Annotated in this window: 17 protein-coding genes; 13 read left to right on the forward strand and 4 right to left on the reverse strand. The window is 66.0% G+C overall.

Features of this window, described 5'->3' with window-relative positions:
• Window positions 1–181: 181 nt before the first annotated feature.
• Both ACK4HJ_RS09715 and ACK4HJ_RS09720 read left to right on the forward strand, forming a co-directional pair.
• Window positions 182–1,132: a YihY/virulence factor BrkB family protein gene (locus tag ACK4HJ_RS09715; RefSeq protein ID WP_409830486.1), complete on the forward strand. Its 951-nt coding sequence runs from the start codon at window positions 182–184 to the stop codon at window positions 1,130–1,132.
• A 119-nt stretch (window positions 1,133–1,251) separates the two neighbouring features.
• Entirely contained in the window at window positions 1,252–2,046 is a 795-nt protein-coding gene (locus tag ACK4HJ_RS09720) for a glycine zipper 2TM domain-containing protein (protein WP_409830489.1), read from the forward strand.
• 66 nt (window positions 2,047–2,112) lie between these two features.
• Here ACK4HJ_RS09720 and ACK4HJ_RS09725 read toward each other — a convergent pair whose 3' ends face one another.
• The 4 genes from ACK4HJ_RS09725 to fdxA form a co-directional block, all read right to left on the reverse strand.
• A complete protein-coding gene (locus tag ACK4HJ_RS09725; protein WP_409830491.1) occupies window positions 2,113–3,300 on the reverse strand; it encodes an amidohydrolase family protein in 1,188 nt (395 codons plus the stop codon).
• A 68-nt stretch (window positions 3,301–3,368) separates the two neighbouring features.
• The gene (locus tag ACK4HJ_RS09730) at window positions 3,369–4,088 is read right to left on the reverse strand and encodes a TetR/AcrR family transcriptional regulator (protein WP_409830494.1); all 720 of its coding nucleotides are present in this window, start codon (window positions 4,086–4,088) and stop codon (window positions 3,369–3,371) included.
• A gap of 51 nt (window positions 4,089–4,139) precedes the next feature.
• Entirely contained in the window at window positions 4,140–4,916 is a 777-nt protein-coding gene (locus ACK4HJ_RS09735) for a ferredoxin--NADP reductase (RefSeq protein WP_055398734.1), read from the reverse strand.
• 65 nt (window positions 4,917–4,981) lie between these two features.
• Window positions 4,982–5,311, reverse strand: coding sequence for a ferredoxin FdxA (fdxA, locus tag ACK4HJ_RS09740; RefSeq protein ID WP_409830497.1), 330 nt, complete (start codon window positions 5,309–5,311; stop codon window positions 4,982–4,984).
• Between the two features lie 175 nt (window positions 5,312–5,486).
• Between fdxA and ACK4HJ_RS09745 the strand changes: the two genes are divergently transcribed.
• From ACK4HJ_RS09745 to ACK4HJ_RS09795, 11 genes are all read left to right on the forward strand, one after another.
• Window positions 5,487–7,106 carry a 6-hydroxynicotinate reductase gene (locus tag ACK4HJ_RS09745; protein ID WP_409830500.1) on the forward strand — a complete coding sequence of 540 codons (1,620 nt, stop codon included), beginning with the start codon at window positions 5,487–5,489 and terminating at the stop codon, window positions 7,104–7,106.
• An 11-nt stretch (window positions 7,107–7,117) separates the two neighbouring features.
• The gene (locus ACK4HJ_RS09750) at window positions 7,118–8,038 is read left to right on the forward strand and encodes a UPF0280 family protein (protein ID WP_409830503.1); all 921 of its coding nucleotides are present in this window, start codon (window positions 7,118–7,120) and stop codon (window positions 8,036–8,038) included.
• A 22-nt stretch (window positions 8,039–8,060) separates the two neighbouring features.
• Window positions 8,061–8,702, forward strand: coding sequence for an amino acid synthesis family protein (locus ACK4HJ_RS09755; RefSeq protein ID WP_110960508.1), 642 nt, complete (start codon window positions 8,061–8,063; stop codon window positions 8,700–8,702).
• Between the two features lie 56 nt (window positions 8,703–8,758).
• Entirely contained in the window at window positions 8,759–9,343 is a 585-nt protein-coding gene (locus ACK4HJ_RS09760; RefSeq protein ID WP_409830506.1) for an amino acid synthesis family protein, read from the forward strand.
• 79 nt (window positions 9,344–9,422) lie between these two features.
• Complete coding sequence (locus tag ACK4HJ_RS09765) at window positions 9,423–10,634, forward strand: ABC transporter substrate-binding protein (protein ID WP_409830509.1); 1,212 nt, start codon at window positions 9,423–9,425, stop codon at window positions 10,632–10,634.
• A gap of 166 nt (window positions 10,635–10,800) precedes the next feature.
• Window positions 10,801–12,708 (forward strand): ABC transporter permease, encoded by a 1,908-nt coding sequence (locus ACK4HJ_RS09770; RefSeq protein WP_409830510.1) that lies wholly within the window; start codon window positions 10,801–10,803, stop codon window positions 12,706–12,708.
• Window positions 12,705–13,487: an ABC transporter ATP-binding protein gene (locus ACK4HJ_RS09775; protein ID WP_409830513.1), complete on the forward strand. Its 783-nt coding sequence runs from the start codon at window positions 12,705–12,707 to the stop codon at window positions 13,485–13,487. The genes ACK4HJ_RS09770 and ACK4HJ_RS09775 overlap by 4 nt, the downstream gene beginning before the upstream one ends.
• Window positions 13,488–13,489: 2 nt before the next feature.
• On the forward strand, window positions 13,490–14,233 hold the full coding sequence (locus ACK4HJ_RS09780; protein WP_409830542.1) for an ABC transporter ATP-binding protein: 744 nt from the start codon (window positions 13,490–13,492) through the stop codon (window positions 14,231–14,233).
• A 132-nt stretch (window positions 14,234–14,365) separates the two neighbouring features.
• On the forward strand, window positions 14,366–15,538 hold the full coding sequence (locus ACK4HJ_RS09785; RefSeq protein ID WP_409830516.1) for an ABC transporter substrate-binding protein: 1,173 nt from the start codon (window positions 14,366–14,368) through the stop codon (window positions 15,536–15,538).
• Window positions 15,539–15,555: 17 nt separating this feature from the next.
• A complete protein-coding gene (locus tag ACK4HJ_RS09790; protein WP_409830517.1) occupies window positions 15,556–16,062 on the forward strand; it encodes a (2Fe-2S)-binding protein in 507 nt (168 codons plus the stop codon).
• Window positions 16,059–18,895: molybdopterin cofactor-binding domain-containing protein (locus ACK4HJ_RS09795; protein WP_409830520.1), on the forward strand; the 2,837-nt coding region annotated here is incomplete at its 3' end. The genes ACK4HJ_RS09790 and ACK4HJ_RS09795, both read left to right, overlap by 4 nt.

The raw sequence follows: 18,895 nt of genomic DNA on the forward strand, positions 1-18,895 counted from the left end.
GGGGCGGAGGGCTGGGGCGGCATGCGCGCATTATGTCCAGCGCTCTGCGCGATCCTGTCGCTTGAGGGTCTTGCGCCGCAGAGCCCTCTCAACGCGGTGTATGCGTGTGTCAGAAAACGCCTACTTGTATTGCCGCCGTGCCGGTCTGGGCGCGCCGCGCTGCTCCCGTTACCCTCGCCGCATGACCGCCAGCTCAAGCCCTGCGTCCCACGCAGAAACCTCACCATCGTCCCCAACGGTGCCGTCGCCCTTGGAGCGTGCCTTGCAGTGGGCCAAGCCCGTGTGGCGTCCGTTCGTACCTTTCGGACGGGCGGCGCAAATGTGGCTGGACGCCGAGGGCCTGCGCATGAGTGCCGCCATGTCGTTCTACGGCATGCTCAGCCTGGCGCCCCTGCTGCTGTTGCTGGTGGGCGTGCTGGGCTGGTGGATGGACCGCAGTTACCTGGAGACCAACCTGATCGCCCAGGTGCAGGCCGTGATGGGCCCCCAGGTGGCCGAGGTGGTGCGTGGGGCGCTGGTCAGCGCACAGGCCCCGTCGGAGGGGCGGCTGGCTTCGCTTGTGGGCTTTGTGGTGTTGATGTCAGGCGCCACCGGCGTGTTTGTGGAACTGCAGTCGGCCCTGTCGCAGCTGTGGCGCGGCGACGGGCCCGGTGAGCAGCGCGCAGCGTGGTGGCGCATGGCATCGCTGCGGCTGCGCGGCCTGGCCTATGTGTTGGCGCTGGGCTTTTTGCTGCTGGTGTCGCTGGCCATGTCCACCGTTATCAACCTGCTGGCCAACTGGGCCGGAGCCCACCTGTCCATCGTGCCGCTGGCGCCTGCGCTGCAATTGGTCAACGAAGCCGTGGCCTTCGGCTTTGCGGTAGCGCTGTTTGTGGGGCTCATGCGCATTGGCGTCGGCCCCAAGCCGCCGCTGCGCTGCATTGTGGGCGGCGCTGTGGTGGGGGCCACCTTGTTCACGGTGGGCAAGCAGTTGCTGGCGTGGTATCTGGCCACGGCGGCCGTGGTGTCGGCCTATGGGGCCGCCGGCTCGCTGGTGGTGCTGCTGATGTGGATCTTCTTCTCGTCGGCCGTGCTGCTGTTCTCTGCCAGCTGCGCGCGTGCTTTCCAGGAAGTACGCGAGCGGCGCTCCTGACCTTTGCCGATAAAAACAGCTTCTTACGTCCTTTACAGGCCGGACAGCGGCTATCGGGAGTACTGCGGGTACGCTGCCACGCAGTCGTTCACTGGGCCTCGGGCCCTGGAGGAAAGTCCATGCCACTCATCGTCTCCCCATCCGCATCTTCACACCCGCTCGCCGCCGGCCCTGTGGCCACCGCCCCCCACGTGACCACACTGCGGTGGATGTGGGCCGCCATGGCCGCGCTGGCTGTGTGTGTGCTCGCGCTTGGCGCTGCGCTGTGGGCCCAGACCCGGCCACCCGCATCGGCAGCTGCCGACAGCGGGGGTCATCCCGTGGCTGCCGCGGCGCGCACCCCAGAAGCTGAAATTATTGATGAAAAAATGCCGCCAGCGCTTATGAGTAAAGCGCCAACAGCTCCTAAAAACGTAGCTAACCTGTCCGCACCCCCTGCGGCATATGCCGCTCCCTCGCAGCCAGTGCGTGCCCAGCCGCCGCTCTACGCTGCGGACCGCGCCCCGGTGGTCTGCGCCACTTGTGGCCGGGTGGAGTCTGTGCAGGCCGTGCAACAAGCGGCCCCTGCCACGGGCGTGGGGGCAGTCGCCGGCGGTGTGTTGGGGGCCGTGGTGGGCAACCAGGTCGGCAAGGGCTCGGGCCGCACCGCCGCCACGGTGCTGGGTGCCGTGGGCGGCGGCTATGTCGGCCACAAGGTGGAAGAGCGCACGCGCACGCAAACGGTCTACCAGATCGCGGTGCGCATGGAGGACGGCTCGCTGCGGCGCTTTACGCGCGCCCAACCCACTGCCGTCGGCACGCCCGTGGTGCTGCAGGGCAAGGGCTTCCGCGTGGACGACGGCGCCGCCGCCCGCGCGGCAGAGCCTTATCCGCGTGCGCAGCCCGGTGCGGTGCGTGTGGCGGACACGTATTGATTCGACCGCACCTCCCCAAACAAAGAGCCCGCTGATCGCGGGCTTTTCCTGTGGGCAGAGCGAGGGCTATAGCACCACGGGAATCTCGGTCGCAGGCGGCGTGTTGCGGCTGCGGCCACAGCGCACCAGGCCGTCGATCATCACCATGCCAATGCCTGGGATGTCGCCCAGCTGAACGCTCTCTAGCAGGGTGGCGCCAGCGGTGTGCTGGGCGCGGTCCATGAAGACGAAGTCCGCCGCGCGGCCCACTTCGATCAGGCCGCAGTTCAGGTTGCGGATGCGCGCCGTGTTGCCTGTGGCAAAGCAGAACACCAACTCGGCAGGGATGTCGGCAAAGCTCGATATCAGCGCAATCATGCGCAGCATGCCCAGCGGTTGTACGCCCGAGCCCGCAGGGCCGTCCGTGCCCAAAATCACGCGGTGCGGGCACTTTAACTCCATGGCCGCGCGCGCGGCCTGGATGGCGATCTTCTCGTTGCCGTTGTGCACCAGTTCGATCGCGCGGGACGACTTCTCGCACAGCTCGCACACATGCTTCCAGGGCAGGGCAGTGTGACCGCCGTTGATGTGGCCGATCACGTCGGCATCGGCCTCCAGCACCACGTCCTTGTCGATCAGGCCCGATCCGGGGATGGACGGGCCGCCCGTGTGGATGGTGCTCTGGATACCGTGCTTGCGCGCCCAGGCCACCATCTGTTGGGCCTCGTAGCCCGCCTTGACGGAGCCCAGGCCCACTTCGCCCAGCAGCGTCACGCCCGCATCGGCCATGTCCTTGAAGTCCTGCTCGGTCATGCCTTTTTCGATCACAGGGGCGCCAGCAATCACCTTCACGCCACCGGGGCGGAAGTTGTCGAACGCGCGCTGCGCGGTGATGGCCAGGGCCTTGAGGCCCACGATGTCCTTAGGCCGGCCGGGCAGGTGCACTTCACCGGCTGACACCATGGTGGTGACGCCGCCGTTCATGGTGGAGTCGATCCACCCGATCTGGTTCTGGCGCGGTGTCCAGTCGCCAAACACGGGGTGCACATGGCTGTCGATCAGGCCCGGCGCCACACAGGTCTGGCGTGCGTCGATCACGGTGTTGGCGTGGTCGGTGTCGCAGTCCTTGTAACGGCCTACGGCCACGATGAGGCCGTCATTCACCACGATGGTGTCGGCGTTCAGAATTGGGTGGTCCAGGTCGCCCGACAACAAGAGACCGATGTTCTGGATGACGACCTTGCCCGATTTGCCGCCTGCTGCTGCTTCTGCCATGGATTCTCCTCGTGGGGTGGTGGGCGGGGCGCCACGCGGCACTCCGCAGGGAAAAATCTCTTGTCGATTCAGTCCGCTGCTGCCTTGCCCTTGGGTAGGTGCGGGCCGGGCGCCACGGTGCGCAGCACGGTGTCGATGACGAACGCCTCCCAGTGCGCCAGCGCGTCGGGCGTTTCGAGGTCTTCGCCCAGAAAGGCCGACAGCGTGTGCCGGTTGGACATGTAGAAGTAGCCCGTGGCGGCGATCAGCAGGTACACATCGCGCGCCGACACGTCCTTGCGAAACAGCCCCTGCGCCTGGCCGCTGTCGAGCACGCGGCGGATCACCTCGATGGCGGGTGACGAGTATTCGCGGGCGCGCATCGACTTGGAGATGTGCTTGCCCTTGTGCAGGTTCTCGGTGTTGAGCAGCGTGATGAACTCGGGGTTCTTGCGGTAGTAGCCCACCACAAAGCGGATCACGGCCTGCAGTGCTTCGACGGGCTTGGCGGTGTCCAGGTCCAGTTTGGATTCCGCATCGTTCATGCGCCGGTAGGTTTCCTCCAGCACCTCGATGAACAGGCCTTCCTTGCTGCCGAAGTAGTAGTAGATCATCCGGTCGAAGGACTTGGCCGCTTTTGAGATTTTCTCGACGCTGCCGCCTTCGTAGCCGTAGCGGGCGAACACCTTGGTCGCCGCCTTCAGGATGTTGTCGCGCGTGGTCTGTGCGGCCTGCTCGCGCACGCCCGTCTTGCGGGCAGAGGCGGCGCGGGGGGACGCGGTCCGGGTCTTGGTGGGAGTGGCAGACATGGCGGGTCCTGGTGGATGAGGCGGTCCCCCGGTGCGGGGGCCGCCGGGGGATCACTGCTCTGCGAACGCGCGTTCGATCACGAAGTCGCCAGGCTTCGTGGTGTTGCCTTCCTTGAAGCCACGCTCTTCCATCATGTGCTTGAGGTCGCGCAGCATCTCGGGGCTGCCGCAGATCATCACGCGGTCTTCCACGGGATTGAGCGCGGGCAGGCCCAGGTCGCGCGCGAGTTGGCCGTTTTCGATGACGGTGGTCACACGGCCCTGGTGCTTGAAGGGCTCGCGCGTCACGGTGGGGTAGTACTTGAGCTGCTTGGTGACCATCTCGCCCAGGAACTCGTGCTGCGGCAGCTCCTGTGTGATGTAGTCATGGTAGGCCAGCTCCTTCACCTCGCGCACGCCGTGCACAAGGATGACTTCCTCGAACTTCTCATACGTCTCCGGGTCGCGGATCAGGCTCAGGAACGGGGCCACGCCCGTGCCGGTGGACAGCATGTACAGGCGCTTGGCGGGCAGCAGGTAGTCGATCAGCAGGGTGCCTGTGGGCTTCTTGCCCACCACGATGGTGTCGCCCACCTTGATGTGCTGCAGGCGCGATGTCAGCGGGCCATCGGGCACCTTGATGGAGAGGAACTCCAGGTGCTCTTCGTAGTTGGGGCTCACGATGCTGTAGGCGCGCAGCAGGGGTTTGCCGTTCTCGCCGCGCAGGCCAATCATCGTGAAATGGCCGTTGGAAAAGCGCAGCGCGGTGTCGCGCGTCGTGGTGAAGGAGAAAAGGCGGTCCGTCCAGTGGTGGACCGTCAGGACGCGTTCGTCAAGAAAGGCGCTCATGGTGCGTTAGATGGAAAAGTTGGAAGCAAATAAGGAATTTGGCTGAAGAGCGGGGCCCGTGCGCTCTACAGCGCAATGTTCAGGCCTGAAAGCTTGTGGCTCACAACCCTCCATTGTTCCGCATCTGGCAAAGCCGCTTTTCTTTTGGTGATTGTGGGGAGCGTGGACGCCAGCTTTTTGTTGAACTGCAGAAAGATTTCCATGCCTTTGGGCAGGTCGTCTTCGGCATAGATGGCGTTGGCCGGGCACTCCGGAATGCACACCGCGCAATCGATGCATTCGTCGGGGTCAATGACCAGGTACTCCGGCCCTTCCTTGAAGCAATCGACCGGGCACACATCGACGCAGTCGGTGTACTTGCACCGAATGCATGCGTCCGTCACAACGTGCGTCATTTTGGGGCTCCTCATGCACCACTTCTGGGGGCGCAAAAACACCATTGCAGAGTCTGGTTGATTCCGCTACATTGACATCGAATGTAGTGTTCACAACATTTAAGTTAAGTGAATGCTACACAAAATGCAATGCGCGTACAAGCACTTGCCACAACGCAATGAATGGGTCGCCACGATGACTGAACACACCAAGACCGACGGGCTACCTGGCATGGATGCGCCGGATCTGCCGCAGGTGCTCGAGCGCGCCCGGCCCCGCAACGAGCGCATGAACGCTGCCAAGGTCGAGTGCAATGCGTGTCCGGTGCTGTGCCAGATTTCCGAAGGCCGCGCAGGGGCTTGCGACCGTTATGCCAACCAGGCGGGCGTGCTCGTGCGGCTGGACCCGGTGGTGCTGCTGCGCAAGACCCTGGAGGCTGGTGAGGCCACGCTGGTGTCGTTTGCGGGCCGCGCCCCGGTTGCAGAAGACGCTGATACCGCAGTGGCTCCAGCACCCGCATGGAACGGCGACCTGCTGCTGTCGGAAGAGGTGTTCGTGACGGGCGTGGGCTCGTCCACCACCTACCCCGACTACAAGCCGGCGCCCTTCATCGTGGGTTCCCAGACCGATGGCGTGGACATGGTCACGGTGGTCACCGAGGGCATCTTCAGCTACTGCAGCTTCAAGGTGAAGATCGACACCGACCGCTTCCTCGGCTCCGAGCAGGCCAACGTGCGCTGCAAGGGCGAGGTGGTGGGGCATGTGACCACGGCCGAATACGGCTCGCAGATGCTGTCGCTGGGTGGTGTGCACCACCTCACGGGCGGCACCAAGAAGGAGGGCCGCATCACCGCCGAGATGATGCAAGCCCTGGGCAACAAGCAGGCGGTGGAGTTCACCATCGACGGTGGCTCGCAGCTCGTGATCCAGGCGGGGCGTGCGCCCATCGTCAATGGTGTGGCTGAGCAGCGTATGCGCGTGGGCTGCGGTTCTGCGGCGATTGGCATTTTTGCGCGCCAGTTCTACGGCCATGCGGACGAGGTGGTGGTGGTGGACGACCACATCACCGGTGTGCTCACCGAGCACCAGGCCGGCCGCTGCCTGGACATGAAACCCTCGGGCATCCAGATGCGCGGGCGCAAGTCCACGCCGGGCCGCTACTTTCAGGTGGCCAACCCGGGCACCGGCTGGGGTGGCACCGACATTGCCGACCCGCTGTCCATCATCGAGGGATGGGACGAATCCGTCGCCTGGCCGGGGCTGCGCCTGTTGATGACCTCCACCACCGGGGAGCATGCCTCCTGGTACGTGCTGGACGCGCAGCTCCATCCGGTCGAGGCCGAGATGCCTGCCGAGGTGCGCCGCATCGTGGACCGCATCGGCGAAAACTGCGAGCCCTCATTGGCCTCCGTGCTGTTCCTCGGCGGTGCAGGCGGCAGCCTGCGCGCAGGGGTCACCGAAAACCCGGTGCTGCTCACGCGCTCCATCAAGAACGCGCTGGTCAATGTGACCTGTGGCGGTGCCCCGGCCTATGTGTGGCCGGGCGGCGGTATCACCGTGATGGCCGATGTGCTGCGCATGCCGGACAACAGCTTTGGCACTGTGCCCACGCCCGCCATCGTGGCACCCATCGAGTTCAGCATGCGCCGCGCGGACTACGAAGCGCTGGGAGGGCACTCCGAACAAATTCGCAGCCTGCGCGAAGTGCTGGAGCGCGGTGCGTGGCACAACGATGGTGCACCCCAGGCGCGCGTATGGCAAACACTGCCCGCTGCCAACCCGTGGCCGCTGGGTCGGCCACCCCTGCTAGGCTGAGTGAGCCGCGCATGAACGCTTGCCGCAAGCTCCTGTCCGATGGCCGCTGGCATTTCCAGCATGGGCCGATGGACCTCATCCTCCAGGCCGAAGGGGCGCGTGACGCCGTGGCCCTGGCGCATGAGCGCGCCTGGCAGCGTTTTGAAGGGCTGCTGCAGGAGCTGGTAAATGAACTCCCCGGTCTGCGGGCACCGGTGGGTGCGCACTGCGCGTTGCAGGGCATAGTGGCGCGCCGCATGTGGGCCGCCTGCAGCCCTTATCGCGCAGGCTTCATCACATCGATGGCGGCGGTGGCGGGGGCGGTGGCGCAGGAGATTCTGGCCTGCTACGAACAGCCGGGCATAGACCGCGCCTGGGTCAACAACGGCGGCGACATTGCGCTGCACCTTGCGCCCGCCCAGTCGGTCACGGTGGGGGTGTACGCTGACATCGCTGCCCTCAACGCCGCACAGTTGCGCAGCGGCCTGGTGCTGGATGGACAGATCCGCATCGACAGCGCCATGCCGGTGCGGGGTGTGGCCACCAGTGGCTGGCGCGGGCGCAGCCAGTCGCTGGGCATTGCGGACAGCGTCACGGTGCTGGCGCGTACGGCCGCGCAGGCCGATGCGGCAGCGACCATCGTGGCCAATGCGGTCAATGTGCAGGACGCGCGCATTGGTCGCATGCCCGCGTGGCTGGTGCGGGACGACAGTGACCTGGGTGCCATTCCTGTCACCGTGGATGTGCCTGACTTGCCCGAAGAGCAGGTTCGCCGGGCTTTGCAGCAGGGGTTGCAAAAAGCGCAAGAATTGCAGTCCAACGGCCTGCTGTGGTTTGCGCTGCTGGCGTGCCAGGGGCAGTTTCTGGCGACCGCAGCACCGCAAGCCCTGGCCGGTGCTGTGTGGCCCCCACAAGCGGTGATGAAATCGGAAGTTGGTTCAGTATTTGCTTAACGAATTGCACAGGTCTCCAAAAATGATCCAGATACGACGCGTTTTCACCCATCTTGAGGAAATCCGGCACGAATTCGGGCCGGTGGCCGATGTGCCGCTGCTGCGTGGTGCCATCGGCGCGGTGCTGACCAACCCGTTTGCGGGGCGGTACGAGCCCGACATCCTCCCCATGATGGACGCGCTGCAGGACGTGGGGCTGGACATGGCCCAGCGCCTCCTGAAGGCCATGGGCGTGCCCGCCGAGCGCATCGAGACCTACGGCAAAGGCGCCATCGTGGGCGCGGCTGGCGAGCTGGAACACGGCGCGCTGTGGCATGTGCCCGGTGGCTACGCCATGCGCGAGTTGCTGGGCTGGAAGGGCGACCGCAACGCCTACGCGAAGGGCCAGGCCGAAGAGAAGACAGGGCAGCCCGCCAACGCACTGTCCATCGTACCCTCCACCAAGAAAGTTGGCGGCCCCGGCGCGGCGTTGGATGTGCCGCTGACCCACATCAACGCCAGCTATGTGCGCAGCCATTTCGACGCGATCGAAGTGCGTGTTCCGGGCGCGCCCTCCGCTGATGAGATCGTGTTCATACTTGCCATGACCACGGGCCCCCGCATCCACGCCCGCGTCGGTGGGCTCAAGGCGGCAGACATCAGCCAGTGGAACGGCCTGCGCTAAGCCGCACGCCAGCCCGCACACCATCGAACAAGACAAGACCCCAAGGAGCCAAAAAAATGCCAGCCAAGATTCGAAAGATCATCGTCCAGACCGACGAAGTACGCGTGGAAATGGGGCGTGATGTTCAGCCCCCGGTGCGCAAGGCGCTGGCCGTGGCCGTGATCGAGAACCCCTGCGCAGGCCGCTATGTGGAGAACCTCGACGAACTCATCGCCATCGGTGAGGAGCTGGGCGGCCTTCTGGGCGCTCGCTGCGTGCAGGCCTTGGGCATTGAACCCGGCCACGCCCAGAGCTACGGCAAGGCCGCCATTGTGGGCGAGGCGGGCGAGCTGGAGCACGCCGCCGCCATTCTGCACCCCAAGCTGGGCGCACCCCTGCGTGTGGCGGTCGAGAAGGGCGCCGCTCTGGTGCCATCCAGCAAAAAAATGGGCGGCCTCGGCACGGCTATCGACGTGCCCCTGGGCCACAAGGATGCAGCCTATGTGCGCAGCCATTTCGACGCCATGGAAGCCCGTGTGGCCGATGCCCCGCGGGCCAATGAAATCGTGGTGGCCGTTGTCGTGACGGACAACGGGCGGCCGTTGCCACGTGTCGGCGGCCTCACGGCCTCTGAAATCAAGGGTGTTGACGGCCTGCGCTGAGCCGGCGCGCGCACAACACACACCTGTCCTGTCTCACCCCCGTTCGATCTCTCTCCAACCATCCTTCAGGAGTCTCCCCATGACGATGCGACGAAACCTCATGCGTGCCACGGCTGCGGCTGCATTGGCCCTCACCCTGGCCCCAGTTTTTGCCCAGGGCGTGATAAAGATTGGCGAGGTCAACAGCTACAAGGCGCAACCTGCTTTCCTGGAGCCCTACAAGAAGGGCATGGAGCTGGCGGTCGATGAGATCAACGCTGCGGGCGGCGTCAATGGCAAGAAGATCGAACTGATCACGCGCGACGACAACGCCAACCCCGGCGACGCTGTTCGCGTGGCCGAAGAGCTGGTGTCGCGCGAGAAGGTCGATGTGTTGGCCGGCACCTTCCTGTCGAACACCGGCCTGGCGGTGGCCGACTTCGCCAAGCAGAAGAAGTTCTTCTTTCTCGCTGGTGAGCCGCTGACCGACAAGATGACCTGGCAAGGCGGCAACCAGTACACCTTCCGCTTGCGTCCTGGCACCTATATGCAGGCCGCCATGCTGGTGCCCGAGGCCGCCAAGATGAAAAAAAAGCGCTGGGCCGTGGTCTACCCCAACTACGAATACGGGCAGTCTGCGGTGGCGGCGTTCAAGCAACTGCTCAAGGCCGCCCAGCCCGACGTGGAGTTCGTGGCCGAACAAGCCGCGCCGCTGGGCCGGGTGGACGCGGGCAGCGTCGTGCAGGCGCTGTCGGATGCCAAGCCCGACGCCATCTTCAACGTGCTGTTTGGTGCGGACTTGTCGAAGTTTGTGCGCGAAGGCAACACGCGCGGCCTGTTCAAGGGCATCGAGGTGGTCAGCGTGCTGACGGGCGAACCCGAGTATCTGGACCCCCTGAAAGACGAGGCCCCCAACGGCTGGCTGGTGACCGGGTATCCGTGGTACGGCATCAACACCCCCGCACACAAGGCGTTCGAGCAGGCGTACCAGGCCAAGTTCAAGGACTACCCGCGCCTGGGTTCAGTGGTGGGCTACAGCATGATCAAGTCGGCCGCAGCCGGTATTGCCAAAGCCAAGAGCACCGAAACCGACAAGCTGGTCGCAGCCTTCAAGGGCCTGCAGGTAGACACCCCGTTCGGCAAGATCACCTACCGGCCTGAAGACCACCAGGCAACGATGGGCGCGTTTGTCGGTCGCACCAAGAACGAGGGCGGCAAGGGCGTGATGGTGGACTATGTGTACATGGATGGCGCCGACGCCAAGTACCAGCCGTCCGCTGCCGACGTGAAAAAGTCGCGAAGCGCTGATTGATTTCCTTTGAGGTCTGAGGCGCCTGTCGCGCCTCGGTCCCGGCAGACGCTACCGGCGGTCCGGCACAGCCGGATTTCTGGTAGCGCTGGATGGGCGTGCCCGGCTTCTTTCATGTGCTGCGAGTGATGCGCAACACGGGTGGTGATGACTTGAGGGTTTATCGAACATGAGTTTTTCGGGTTTCATCGTCCAGCTCATCAACGGGTTGGCGAGCGCGTCGTCGCTGTTCCTCGTGGCGGCGGGTCTGTCGCTGATCTTTGGCGTGACCCGCATCGTGAACTTTGCCCATGGCTCGTTCTTCATGGTGGGCATCTACGTCGCGTACTCGCTGGTCGAGCGCCTGAGCGGCGCCCTGGGCTTCTGGGTGGCCTTGCCGCTGGCCGCGCTGATCGTCGGCGTGCTCGGGGCGCTGATCGAAGTGGTGCTGCTGCGCCGCATCTACAAGGCGCCCGAGCTGTTCCAGTTGCTGGCCACGTTTGCGCTGGTGCTGGTCATCAAGGACGCGGTGCTGTGGCTCTGGGGCCCCGACGAACTGCTGGGCCCACGCGCGCCGGGCCTTTCGGGTTCCGTCAGCCTGCTGGGGCGGCAGTTCCCCAGCTACGACCTGTTCCTCATCGTGGTCGGTCCGCTGGTGCTGGGCGCAGTCTGGCTGCTGCTCACGCGCACCCGGTTTGGCACGCTGGTGCGTGCCGCCACGCAAGACCGCGAGATGGTGAGCGCCCTGGGCGTCAACCAGGCCTGGTTGTTCACGGCCGTGTTTGCGCTGGGCGCGATGCTGGCCGGGCTGGGTGGCGCACTGCAACTGCCGCGCGAGCCTGCCACGCTGGAGATGGACCTGCACACCATCGGTGCCGCCTTCGTGGTGGTGGTGGTGGGTGGCATGGGCTCCATCCCAGGCGCGTACGCCGCAGCCCTGCTGATATCCGAGATCAAGGCCATCTGCATCTGGCTGGGTGTGGTCGATGTGTTCGGCCTGAGTGTTTCTTTTTCCAAGCTGACCCTGGTGGTGGATTTTCTGGTGATGGCGGTGGTGCTGGTCTGGCGCCCGTGGGGCCTGTTTGGCCGTCCGCAGGCGCCCAGCCGCTATGTGGGCATGCAGGAAGAGCCGCTGCGCCGGCCGGGCAAGACCTACCTGGTAGCGGCTGCGGTGCTGGGCCTGCTGCTGGCAGCAGCTCCGGTGCTCACCGCGCAGTCGCCGTACACCACGGTGCTGCTGATCGACCTGCTGATCGCGGCGCTGTTTGCTGCCAGCCTTCACTTCATCATGGGGCCTGCGGGCATGCACTCCTTCGGCCATGCCGCCTATTTCGGGCTGGGCGCCTATGGTGCGGCCCTGCTGGTGCGCTCACTCGGGCTGCCCATGGAGGTCGCACTGGTGGTGGCGCCGCTGGTAGCGGCGGCTGGGGCGGTTGTCTTCGGGTGGTTTGCGGTGCGATTGTCGGGTGTATACCTCGCCATGCTGACGCTGGCCTTCGCCCAGATCACCTGGGCCATCACCTACCAGTGGGACAGTTTCACGGGCGGCAGCAACGGCCTCACCGGCGTGTGGCCTGCGGCCTGGCTGGCAGACAAGCGCATGTATTACTGGCTCACATTGGTGCTGGTGGGGGCAGGGGTGTGGTGGCTGCGCCGCGTGCTGTTCTCGCCCTTCGGCTACGCGCTGCGCGCGGGGCGCGACTCAGTGCTGCGGGCCGATGCCATCGGCATCGACGTCAAGCGCATGCAGTGGGCGGCCTTTGTGGTGGCCGGCACCGTTGCCGGGCTGGCGGGCGCTCTGTTTGCGTTCTCCAAGGGCAGCATTTCGCCGGAGTCGATGGCTGTGGGCAAATCGGTGGACGGGCTGGTCATGGTGCTGCTCGGTGGCATTCAGACACTGGCAGGCCCGGTGGTGGGCGCGGTCACCTTCACCTGGCTGCACGACACCGTGGCGCGCAACACCGACTACTGGCGAGCCATGCTGGGCGCCATCATCCTGATCCTGGTGCTGCTGTTTCCGCAAGGCATCGCGGGCACCATCAAACAGATCTTTGACAACATGCGCGACGCCAAGAACACCAAGGAGGGCACGGCATGAGCCTCCTCAAAGTCACCGGTCTGGGCAAATCGTTTGGCGGCGTCAAGGCGGTGGATGGCATCCACTTCGAACTCGCTGCGGGTGAGCTGCTGGCACTCATCGGCCCCAACGGCGCGGGCAAGTCCACCACCTTTAACATGGTCAACGGCCAGCTGCCTGCCGACGCAGGCTCCATCCAGCTCAATGGCGAGGAGCTGGTGGGCCGCAGGCCCCGCGACATCTGGCGCATGGGCGTGGGCCGTACCTTTCAGATCGCCGAAACTTTTGCATCGCTCACGGTGGTGGAGAACGTGCAGATGGCACTGATCTCCAACGACAGTCTGCTGTTCTCCATGTGGCGCAGGGCTGCCGACCACAAACGCGAAGAAGCCCTGGCGCTGCTGGACCAGGTGGGCATGAAGTCGCAGGCCGACCGGCCCTGCAGCGTGCTGGCCTACGGGGACGTCAAGCGGGTTGAGCTGGCCATCGCCATGGCCAACAGCCCCAAGCTGCTGCTCATGGACGAACCCACCGCCGGCATGGCGCCCAAGGAGCGCAACGAACTCATGGCTCTGACCAAGCAGTTGGTGATCGACCGCAATATGGCGGTGTTGTTCACCGAGCACAGCATGGACGTGGTCTTTGCCTATGCCGACCGCATGATCGTGCTGGCGCGCGGGCGACTGATTGCCGAGGGCAAGCCGCTGGAGCTGCGCGACCATCCGAAGGTGCAGGAGGTCTACTTCGGCACCGGCAAGACGTTTGAGAAGAAAGCCGCAGCCAATGCGGAGGCTGCATGACCATGACGACCCACAACCCCAAAGAACTGCTGCTCCAGGCTAAGGGCCTGCAGGCCTGGTACGGTGCCGCGCAAATCCTTTACGACGTTGATCTTGACGTGCGCCGTGGCGAGGTGGTGGCGCTGATGGGCCGCAACGGCGCAGGCAAGTCCACCACGCTCAAGACGCTGATGGGCATGCTGGCCAAGCGCAAGGGCAGCATCCAGTTCATGGGCAAAGACCTGTCCAAAACCGACCCGCACGATGCCGCGCGCCTGGGCCTGGGCTTTGTGCCCGAAGACCGCCGCGTGTTCACCGACCTCACGGTGATGGAGAACCTGGAAGTGGGCCGCCAGCCCGCCCGCACCTGGCCCGACGGTGCGGCCGCCCCGGTGTGGACGCCCGAGCGCCTGTTCAAGCTCTTCCCCAACTTGGGCGAAATGCCCCAGCGTCCCGGCGGTCGCATGAGTGGCGGCGAGCAGCAGATGCTCACCGTGGCGCGCACGCTCATGGGCAACCCGTACCTGGTGCTGCTGGATGAGCCCTCCGAAGGAGTGGCCCCGGTCATCGTGGAGCAGATGGCGCACATGATTCTGGAGCTGAAGGAGCAGGGCGTGAGCATTCTGCTGTCCGAGCAGAACATGCACTTTGCTGAGCTGGTGTCCGACCGTGCCTACGTGCTCGAAAAGGGCCAGATCCGCTACCAGGCCAGCATGGCCGAGCTGGCCGCCAACGACGAGGTGCGGCGCGCTTACCTGAGCGTCTGAACCCCCGCTGCCAACGCGCACCTGTGGTGTGTGGCCCACGTGTGCCGTTGGTTACAAAAAACACCTCTACAAGCACTTGCACGATATTTGCCCCTACGCGGAAACTTTGCCTTTTGATGTAAGGAGCACTACATGAAATGTCGAGGAGTGGAGGATGGATGCATCGACCGCCGCAGCGCCATGGTGGGCCTGGCGGTGGCAGGGGTGACATGGGCAGGCCCGGCGGCCGCCGAAACCGGGGTGACAGACACCCGCATCAAGGTGGGGCAGTCGGCCGTGTTCACCGGCCCGGCCAAGGATTTCGGGGTGGACTACAAGGCGGGTATTGCGCTGGCGTTCAACAAGGTGAACAAGACGGGCGGCGTGAACGGGCGCACGCTGGAGCTGGTGTCGCACGACGATGCCTATGAGCCCAAGAAGACAGCAGAAAACACGGCCAAGCTCATTGACGAAGACAAGGTCTTCGCACTCATTGGCTACGTGGCCACCGGCAACCTCATCGCCGCCATGCCCCTGGCCGAGAAGGCGGGCGTGCCCATGTTCGCGCCGCTGGTGGGCACCACGTCGTTCCGCACTACGCACAACCGCTATCTGTTCCACGTGCGCGCCAGCTATGAGGCTGAGCTGCGCAAGATCGTGGGCCACCTTGCCACCCTGGGCATCAACAACATTGCCGTCATCTACCAGAACAGCGCGTTTGGCAAATCCAACCTCGACACCTGCCTGCAGATCGCCCAGGGCCTGGGGGTCAAGGTGGTCGATTCCGTGCCCATGGAGATCGCCGCCACCGACGCCAAGCCCCAGGTCGCGCAGCTCACCAAGGCCCAGCCGGGCGCGGTGGTGATGATCATGGCGGGCAAGATGGTGGAAGTGTTCCTGCGCGACTATCGGGCGGCGGGTGCGGCATCGCCGCTGTACACCATCTCGGTGGGCATCACCGACGCACCGGGCTCCGCGCAGCGCCTGAACGGCGGCATCGAAGGGCTGGTCACGGCCAGCATCGTGCCCTCGCCGCAGGCCAGCCGCATGGGTATCGTGGCCGACTACCGCAAGGACCGTGCGGACGCGGGCGAGAAGATCGACAGCTACACCATGCTGGAGGGCTACATCGCCGCCCGCGTGTTTGTGGAAGGCGTCAAACGCGCAGGCAAAGCGCTCACGCGTGAAGGCTTCATCAAGGCCATGGAAGACATGGGCACCACCAAGATCGGCGACTTTCCGTTGCAGTACGGCCCGAACAATCACAATGGCTCCAACTTTGTGGACCTGGAGATGTACACGCGCAGCGGGTCGCTGCGACGCTGAGAGCACCCCACCGAGACATGCACGCGCCCGCTTCACTCTCCCCGGTCGTCGTCAATGGCCAGCCGTTGGCCCTGCAGCAGAGCACCTTGGCCAGCGCCACGCTGCTGCACGTGCTGCGCAACGACCTGTCGCTCAACGGACCCAAATACGGCTGTGGCCTGGGGCAGTGCGGGGCGTGCACGGTGCTGGTGGATGGGATTGCCGCGCGGGCCTGCGTGATCCCGGCGCAGGGCGTGGCAGGCCGCGAGGTGACCACGCTGGAAGGGCTGCCCGGGCGCTGTAGCCGCACCGAAGGGCTTCACCCGGTGCAGCAGGCCTTTGTGGATGAGCAGGCCGCGCAATGCGGCTACTGCCTCAATGGCATGGTGATGATGGCCGTGGCCCTGCTGGAGCGCAATCCCGACCCCGACGAGGCCGCCGTGCGCCGCGAGCTGTCGGGCAACCTGTGCCGCTGCGGCACACATGTCGAAATCATCCGCGCCGTGCTGCGCGCGGCGGTGCTGATGCGCGAGGCGCAGGCATGAACACGCCTCCATCCCTGCGCGCCCACAGCCCGCTCACCCGCGCCGACTTCCATGCCGCCCAGGGCGTGCTGCTGGTGGTGCGCAACCCGCCGCCCGCGCCACCGCCCGTCAAGGGCCAGCCCGCGTTGGTGGCAGGCAACCCGGCCGAGGGGGTGGAGATCCTGGTCGCCGTGTGGGACGACGGCAGCGTGACCGCACTCAACGGCCATGTGGACCTGGGCACCGGCATCCGCACCGCACTCGCGCAGATCGTGGCCGAAGAGCTGGATGTGCCTTTGGCCCAGGTGAACATGGTGCTGGGCGACACCACCCGCGCGCCCAACCAGGGCGCCACCATCGCGAGTGCCTCCATCCAGATTCACGCTAAGCCCTTGCGCACCGCTGCCGCGCAGGCGCGCCACTGGCTGGTGGCGCAGGCCGCAGAGCGGCTGGGCGTGCCGGCGGATCAATTGCAGGTGCGTGCGGGGATCGTGCAGGTCACTGCAGACCCGTCGCGCCAACTGGCTTACGGCGCGCTGCTGGCGGGCGCGCACACCACGCTGGAGCTGGCCGACGCCACGCCCACCAAGGCCGCCGCTGACTACACCGTGGTCGGCCAGTCCGTGCCGCGTGTGGACATTCCCGCCAAGGTCAGCGGCGAGCTGGTGTTTGTGCACGACATGCGCGTGCCCGGCATGCTGCACGGCCGCGTGGTGCGCCCGCCGTATGCGGGGGCCGACCATGGCGACTTCATCGGCAACACGCTGGAGTCGGTGGACCAGCAGTCCATCGCGCACATCCCCGGCATCCGCGCCGTGGTGGTGATCCGCGACTTTGTGGGCATCGTGGCCGAGCGCGAGGAGCAGGCCGAGCAGGCCCTGCGCGACTTGAAAGTGCGCTGGAAAGACTGGCCCGGCTTCCCGCGCCAGGACAGCGCCGAGGCGCTGGAACAAGCCATCCGTGCCAACCCCGCCACGCAGCGCCGCCTGGTGGACGAGGGCGATGTCGAGGGCGCCCTGGCCGCGCTGTCTGCCAACGGCCAGCCCATGCCACGCACCTATGTGTGGCCGTACCAGATGCATGGCTCCATCGGCCCATCGTGCGCGGTGGCCGAATGGCGCAGTGATGACAGCACGGGCCGCCCGCGCATGGCGGTGTGGGCGGGCACGCAGAACCCCCATGTGCTGCGCGCCGACCTGGCCCGCCTGATGGGCCTGGCCGACGTGGACATCGACCTCATCCGCATGGAGGCCGCAGGCTGCTACGGCCGCAACGGTGCCGATGACGTGGCCGCCGATGCCGCGCTGCTCTCGCGCGCCGTGGGCGCCCCGGTGCGCGTGCAGCTCACGCGCGAGCAGGAGCATTTGTGGGAGCCCAAGGGCACGGCGCAGCTCATGCAGGTGCGCGGCGGGCTCAAGGCCGACGGCACCGTGGCGGCGTACGACTTTGAAACGTCCTACCCCTCCAACGGCGCGCCCACGCTGGCCCTGCTGCTCACCCGCACCATCGAGCCCGTGGCCCAGGCCTACGAAATGGGCGACCGCACCGCGCGCCCGCCCTACCAGTACGACAACCTGCGCGTGGCCGTCAACGACATGCCGCCCATCGTGCGCGCATCGTGGCTGCGCGGCGTGTCGGCCCTGCCCAACTCGTTTGCGCACGAGTCGTATGTGGACGAACTGGCCACGGCCGCGGGTGTGGATCCGGTGCAGTTCCGCCTGCAATTGCTGAACGACCCGCGCGCCGCCGAGCTGGTGCAGGCCACGGCCGAAAAGGCGGGCTGGATTCGCCGCACCGGCCCGCAGCAGCGCGAGCTGGATGGAGACTGGGTGCAGGGCCAGGGCTTCGCCTATGCCCGCTACATCCACAGCAAATGGCCCGGCTTTGGCGCCGCCTGGGCCGCCTGGGTCGCCGATGTGGAGGTCAATAAAAAGACCGGCGAGGTGCATGTGCGCCGCGTGGTCGTGGGGCACGATGCGGGCCTGATGGTGAACCCCGCCGGTGTGGAGCAGCAGGTGCACGGCAACGTGCTGCAGACCACCAGCCGCGCGCTCAAGGAGCAAGTGACGTTCGAGCCCGTCAAGCAGGCCGTGGACAACCGCGAGTGGGGCAGCTACCCCATCCTGAGCTTCCGCGAGGTGCCGGTCATCGAGGTCATGCACATGCCCCGGCAGGACGAGGCGCCGCTGGGCTCGGGCGAGTCGTCGTCCGTGCCGGGCACGGCGGCCATTGCCAACGCGATTTTTGATGCGACGGGCGTGCGCTTTCGTGCGCCGCCGTTCACGCCAGAGGTGGTGCGCGCCGGGCTCAACCCCTTGCCCGGGGGTGCAGGCCAAGCGGCCGCAGGCAGCACCGCACCCACTGAGCCGGCCGAGGTATTGCCCACGCTGGAACTGCCCGCACCCACCGTGCCCGCCAGCGCCACATGGCCCGCCAAGCGCAGCCCCTGGGCCCGCGCCTTGGCCCTGGCCGCCGGTGGCCTCGCCATGGGCGCAGCGCTGCTCGGCTGGCGCCCCTCCATCGCGCCCGTGGTGCAGACGGCGGGCGCGTCGGTCTACACCGCCGCCACCATCGAGCGGGGCCGCCTGCTGGCTGCTGCGGGCGACTGCGTGGTGTGCCACACCGCCCCCGGTGGCATGCCCAACACGGGGGGCCGCGCCATGGACACCCCGTTCGGCAAGGTCTACACCACCAACCTCACGCCCGACGCCGAGACCGGCATCGGCCAGTGGTCCTTCAGCGCCTTCCAGCGCGCCATGCGCGAAGGCATCTCGCGCGACGGCAAACACCTGTACCCCGCGTTCCCCTACACCTCGTTCGCCAAGATGAGCGACGACGACCTGACCGCGCTGTA

It is taken from the genome of Acidovorax sp., assembly GCF_046294525.1.
Lineage (GTDB): Bacteria > Pseudomonadota > Gammaproteobacteria > Burkholderiales > Burkholderiaceae_C > Acidovorax.